Origin of the sequence: Streptomyces sp. BE20, from assembly GCF_036322525.1 — a bacterium.
GTDB lineage: Bacteria > Actinomycetota > Actinomycetes > Streptomycetales > Streptomycetaceae > Kitasatospora.
The window spans coordinates 1-5,962 of record NZ_JAQYWW010000029.1 but is presented as its reverse complement, the minus strand read 5'-3'; the positions used below and the strand labels follow the sequence as shown (position 1 = coordinate 5,962).

3 protein-coding genes are annotated in these 5,962 nt (G+C 67.8%); all 3 read left to right on the top strand.

Features of this window, described 5'->3' with window-relative positions; translation table 11 throughout:
- Positions 1 to 225 precede the first annotated feature (225 nt).
- Positions 226 to 4,764, top strand: coding sequence for a DNA/RNA non-specific endonuclease (locus PUR61_RS00105; protein WP_443035090.1), 4,539 nt, complete (start codon positions 226 to 228; stop codon positions 4,762 to 4,764).
- A gap of 18 nt (positions 4,765 to 4,782) precedes the next feature.
- Complete coding sequence (locus PUR61_RS00100; RefSeq protein WP_329874323.1) at positions 4,783 to 5,313, top strand: SMI1/KNR4 family protein; 531 nt, start codon at positions 4,783 to 4,785, stop codon at positions 5,311 to 5,313.
- Positions 5,314 to 5,804: 491 nt separating this feature from the next.
- Positions 5,805 to 5,962: helix-turn-helix domain-containing protein (locus tag PUR61_RS00095; RefSeq protein ID WP_329874325.1), on the top strand; the 158-nt coding region annotated here is incomplete at its 3' end.

The window sequence follows — 5,962 nt, the reverse complement described above, 5'->3', positions numbered from 1 at the left end:
GCCGCCGGGCCGTTCGGGTGCTCCGCGTTACCGGACACCAGGGGCGGGAGAGATCGGGTCAGGGGGCCCAGCAGGAACTTTCCCGCGCGGCCCCGCTGGCAGAACGGGATCGGGCCGGCGGACGGTACACCGTCCGGACGGGCCGAGACGGACACCGACGCCGAAGGCGGCGTCACCCGTTACGGCTACGACGCGCTTAGCCGCATTACCAGCCTGACCGACCCGTTGGGCCAGGTCACGCGGTTCACCTACACCCCTCGCAGCCAGCGCGCGACCACCGTCGTCGAAGGCTGGAACGGTGACGTCGGCGCCACCCGTGACCTGACCGTCGAGAGTCGGGCCTACGATCCGGCCGGACGCCTGGCGTCGGTCACCGATGCGATGGGCGCCGTCACCTCCTACACCTACTTCGACGACGGGCTGCCCGCGACGGTAACTGTCGAGAACGTGACCCAGTCCGACGGGACCGTCCGTTCCATCGTGATGGAGGCGGCCGAGTACGACGGTGCCGGCCAGCTCGTCAAGCGCACCACCGGTGGCGGCCGCACCACCACGGTGAACACCTTCGACTCCGTCGGCCACGTCACCCGGAGCGTGCTCGATCCGGCGGGACTCAAGCGCACCGTCTCCGCCGGCTATGACGCCGACGACCGCGTCACGTCCACCACCCTGAAGGTCAGTGACATCGAGAACAGCGTCCAGAGCAACACCTACGACGCCGCGGGCCGCCTGACCCGCAGCGAGCTGTCCTCCTCCCTCGGAGGACCGAGCAGCGTCGCGACCTACGCCTACGACCAGCGCGGCCTGGTCATCGGCAGCACCTCGCCGATCGGCAACGCGGCGGGCGCGGACCCGGCCGCCCACACCACCACGTACACCTACGACGTCCTCGGCCGCCCCGTCACCGTCACCTCGCCGCCGGTGTCGGCCGAGAGCGGCGGCGCCGCTGGGGCGATCATCAGGCCGACCTCCACGACCGGCTACAACGCCTTCGGCGAGGAGGTCTCCGCCAAGGACCCGCTCGGCCGCGTCGCCCGCACCACCGTCGACCGGCTCGGCCGTGCCACCTCCACCGCCCTGCCCGCCTACACGCCGCCCGGAGCCGGTACCCCGCTCAACGCCACCGGCAGGGTCGAGTACGACAAGCTGTCCCGCGTCGTCGCCGCCACCGACCCGGCCGGGCGACGGACCACCTTCGCGTACGACCGCCTCGGCCACGGGACCAAGCGCGTGGATCCCAACTCCGTCGGCGGTCTGCAGCCTCCGGTCGACGACAATCCGCCCACCTGGACCTCCACCTGGACCCCCACCGGGCTCCGACTCTCCGCCACGGATCCGCTGGGAGCCCGCACCGAGGCGACCTACGACCAGCTCGGCCGCGTCCTCACCGCCACCACGGTCGAACGCAAGCCCGTGCTGCAGAACCTGACTAGCCGGTTCACCTGGGACGACGCCGGGAACCAGACCGCCGCGACCAGCCCCGGCGGCAGCGTCGGGAAGGCCACGTACAACGTGGCGGGCCAGATCGTCACGGCGACCGACCCGCTCGGCCGCACCAGCCGCCGCGACTACGACGGTGTCGGCCGCCTCGTCAAGAGCACCGCCCCGATGGGCGAGGCCGTCCGCATCCGCTTCGACGGCCTCGGGAACCCGGTCGTCGCCGAGGACCTCGACGCCGCCGGTTCGGTTCTGCGCACGGTCACCACCGCGTTCGACCTCGAAGGCCGCACGGTGAGTGCGACCAGCCCGACGACCGGAGCCGTCACCACCACCCGCTACGACGCGCTCGGCCGTACGGTCGCGTTCACCGAGCCCGTCGCCGTCGGCCAGCCGATCACCACGACCTTCGGCTACGACGCCGTTGGCAACCGCACCCGTCTCACCGACGGACGCGGCAACACCACCGTCTACACGTTCAACGCCTGGGGCCTTCCCGAGAGCACGGTCGAACCGTCCACCACCGCCCACCCCGGCGCGGCCGACCGCACCTGGACCACCGCCTACGACGTGGCCGGTCAGGCCGTGAAGCTCACCGAACCGGGCGGCGTGGTGCGCACCCGTACCTTCGACCCGGCCGGGCGTGTCGTCCGCGAGAGCGGGGCCGGAGCGGAGACGGGGACCATCGACCGCGAGTTCGCCTACGACAAGGCCGGACAGCTGGTCCAGCACAACGCGACCGCGCCGGCGAGCCAGGCGTACGCCTACAACGATCGGGGCCTGCTGCTCAAGGCTGGCACCGACCTGAACGTCCAGGCCCAGACCTGGGAGTACGACGCCGAGGGCCGTCAGACCAAGCGCTGGGACAAGTCCACCGGAACCAGCATCTTCGGCTACAAGCCCGACGGTCAGCTGGACTGGGCGCACAACCCCCAGACCGGTACCCAGAACTGGTACGGCTACGACGGCGACGGCCGCCTCAGCAAGCACTTCTACGTCGCCCCGGACCCGGCCGACACCACCAAGCTCAAGGCCATGTCAGAGCGCCGTCTCAGCTACGACGCGTTGGGGCGCCTCGCCGCCGACCAACTCCTCGTGAACCCCACTGTCGGCACCAGCGCTCAGCTCACCGCCACCGCCTACGCCTACGACCTCGACGACCGTCTCACCCGCAAGACCGTCAGCGGCACCCCCACCGACCCGGTGCGGGACAACACCTACGGCTACGACCTCGCCGGCCGTCTGACCTCGTGGACCGCCGACGGCACCACCAGTCCGTACACCTGGGACGCCGCCGGCAACCGCACCGGCAACGGCACCGCCACCGCCTCCTACGACGAGCGCAACCGGCTCCTCGGAGACGGCACCAGCACCTACCGCTATACCGCACGCGGCACCCTCACCGGCGTGACCACCGGAGTGCAGGAGGAGACCCTCGGCTACGACGCCTTCAACCGCTTGATCAGCGACGGCACCGTCACCTATACCTACGACGGCCTGGACCGCGTCATCGGCCGCAACGCCGCCAGGTTCACCTACGACGGCGGCACCAGCAACCTGACCAGCGACGGCACGTGGAGCTACGCCCGCGACAGCGCCGGTACCCTCCTCGGCGCCACCGATGGCACCAATAACGTCCGCATCCGCACCGACCAGCACACCGACGCCACCGCCACCCTGAACACCGACGGCACCGCCGTCGTCGGCGCCACCACCTACGACCCCTTCGGCAAGCCCGTCACCACCAGCGGCACCCGGTCCAGCCTCGGCTACCAGTCCGGCTGGACCGACCCCACCACCGGCGACGTCAACATGAGCGCCCGCTGGTATCGTCCCGGTACCGGCGGCTTCACCTCCCGCGACTCCTGGCAGCTGAACCCGTCCCCGTCCGTCCAGGCCAACCGCTACACGTACGGCAACGCCAGCCCGATCAACGGCACCGACCCGACAGGGCACGAGAACATCTCGCACTGTGGCTGTGGAGGCCCGGCGGCCGTGGCCCCCGCCGTCCCCGGCCCCAGCACCGGGCAGGCGGCGGCCGGCAACGGCGGCGGTATCAACTTCGGAGGCAACGGCCGGTTCGGCGGCTCCGTGACCATCAAGCAGGGCTCCGGCCAGTCCGCCCCGCAGGCGGCCCAGCCGGCCGCGCCGTACGTCCCGAACACCTCGGGTGCCCGGGCACAGGCTCCGAACTCCGCACCCGTGCCGGGCGTGCCGTTCGCCGGTGCGAACGTGGTGGGACTCGGTGGCTATGGCTCCACGAGTAGCTCATCGTCGAGCAGCTCCTGGGGCAACGAGATCGACCGCGAGAAGCAGGAGGCCCGGGACTGGCGTCGGAGCAACCCCGGTCGCCTGTCCAGCAGCAAGCCGGTCGGCCAGGGAACAGCTTCCTCGCCGACCGCAAAGGGCGCGCCACCGGCCTCGCCGAAGGGCCCGGCGTCCCCGAAGAAGCCGACCGGCTCGTCCGTCAAGAACCCGACCGGAGCCCGCGGCCCCCAGAAGCAGCCGACCTGCAAGACCTGCGGCCCGGTCAAGGCACCCCCACGCCCGGCCGCGCCCAAGGCCGAGCCCCCCAAACCCATCCTCGACAAGAACGCACCCGCACCCCAACGCCCCACCCCCCAGGTCGACTGGACCCCCCCGAACTCCCGAGACGCCCTCAACTTTCTCGCCGCGAGCTATAACACGGTCGATCTGCTGAACCAGCTGACCATTGAGCAGAACGTCATTCCCGAAAATGAGCTCGGGAATCCCGGGCTCCTTGTCCTGACGGACGTTGAGGCCGAGTCGTACGTTCAGAAATTCGATGACCGAAAGTCCGGATACGACTGTGTGAACGGGGGGCGAAGCAAGGTCTACTACCAGCCGTTGGACGGGCTTGGACGGGCAACCGGAGTGCAGGCCTGCCTTAACCGGCCTGCCTACAATTACTTCGATTCGGGCACCGGTGAGCTGCTCAATCCGCACAATGAGGATTGGACAAACATCATGGGCAGTGAGGTTGAGTGGCCGATCCGGGATCCGGACCTGCTGCCGCCGGGGTTCCGTCTGGGGGCCGGCCTGAACCGTGGTCACCTGTTGGCGCGGCAGCTGGGCGGTGACGGGCTGGACCGCCGTAACCTGGTTCCGTTGTACAGTCTGGTGAACGTCTCGACCATGAAGCGGTACGAGAACCGGGTAAAGGCTGCAGTGGATTCAGGTGAGTCGGTTTACTATGCCGTCCGCCCGGTTTACGATGGCGACAACACGATCCCGACATCCATTGTCATGATCGCTTGGGGCAATAGGAATACAAGGTTTGTGGCGCGAGTTCCGAACGTTCGTTGATAGTGGAGGTGGTCTAGGTTGAGTTGGACTGAGCGTCTTCGTATCGAAATCGGATGGGATCGACCGCGAGAGAATGTCGACTGGACTGCGGTCGAGTCATTGCTCGGCTTGGCGCTTCCGGGATCTTACAAGGATTATGCTGAGGCGTTCGGGTGGGGTGAGTTCAATGGCGCGATTGAAGTTTTTGGGGCGGTTGGAGACATTTCGCACGGCGGTATTGTGGGCGAATCGAAGAAGCGGTCGGAACTGGCCGATCTGGATCAAGAGTTCGAGTCGATGTATGCGCCGTACTCGGTCTTCCCAAATCCGGGCGGGTTGATGATCTGGGGCGTCACGGGGCGCGGAGATTCACTCTTCTGGGAGACTCGCGGAGAAATTTCGGAACGTTGGCCGATCGTGGCTATCACGGAGGACGGGCGTTCGTTCTCCTACGGAATGGAGGTCTCCGAGTTCCTCTACGGATGTGTTGTGAGCGGGGACATCAGGCCCTTCTCTGCCGTTTCTCGAGGTTATGCAAGCGGGTTTATGCCAATTGAATCCTACGAGTGAGGTAATGTGGAGGCCCGGTCTCCTGATGCCCGATAATGTCATGCCAGGGTTCCTCTCATGACGAGTGGCACGGTGGGAATCCTTTCCCTGCGGGACCAGGGAGTTGGATGCAAGGAACGGGCGCTGCGCCTCGGGCTAGCGGCGATGACTGATTTGGGCGTCAGGTATTTCCTCGTCGGTGCTCTCGACGGTACGCCGCCCAATCCCTTCAGTGACGGCTCCTGGAGCGTGCCCCCACGCGACTGCCGGAACCAGCAGAGAGGGGGACGTCCTCGTGATATTTCGGCAGCTGGCCTGCATCCGCCTCTGTGGCGGAGGCTTCACCCGGTCGATCCCGGAGGACCGGACGGCCACTCCTGGTGAGCCACGGTCGGCAAGCACCCATTGGAAGACATCCCATTTGGTTGGGTTGGGTAAACGTGTCGCGCGTCAGACTTTGTGGCAGGGCTTGTTTCTTGCGGGTCCTGCCCTGTGAAGGAGTCTGATCGATCATGGTGAGGCCGCCGGTGTTGCCGCCGGAGGAGAAGGTCCGGATCGTGCTGTCGATCCTGGCCGGTGAGATGACCGTTGCCGAGGCCGCGCGGCGGGTGAAGGTGTCCGAGCAGTCGATCGGGAACTGGAAGCGGCAGTTCCTGGAGTCCGGCCGGGC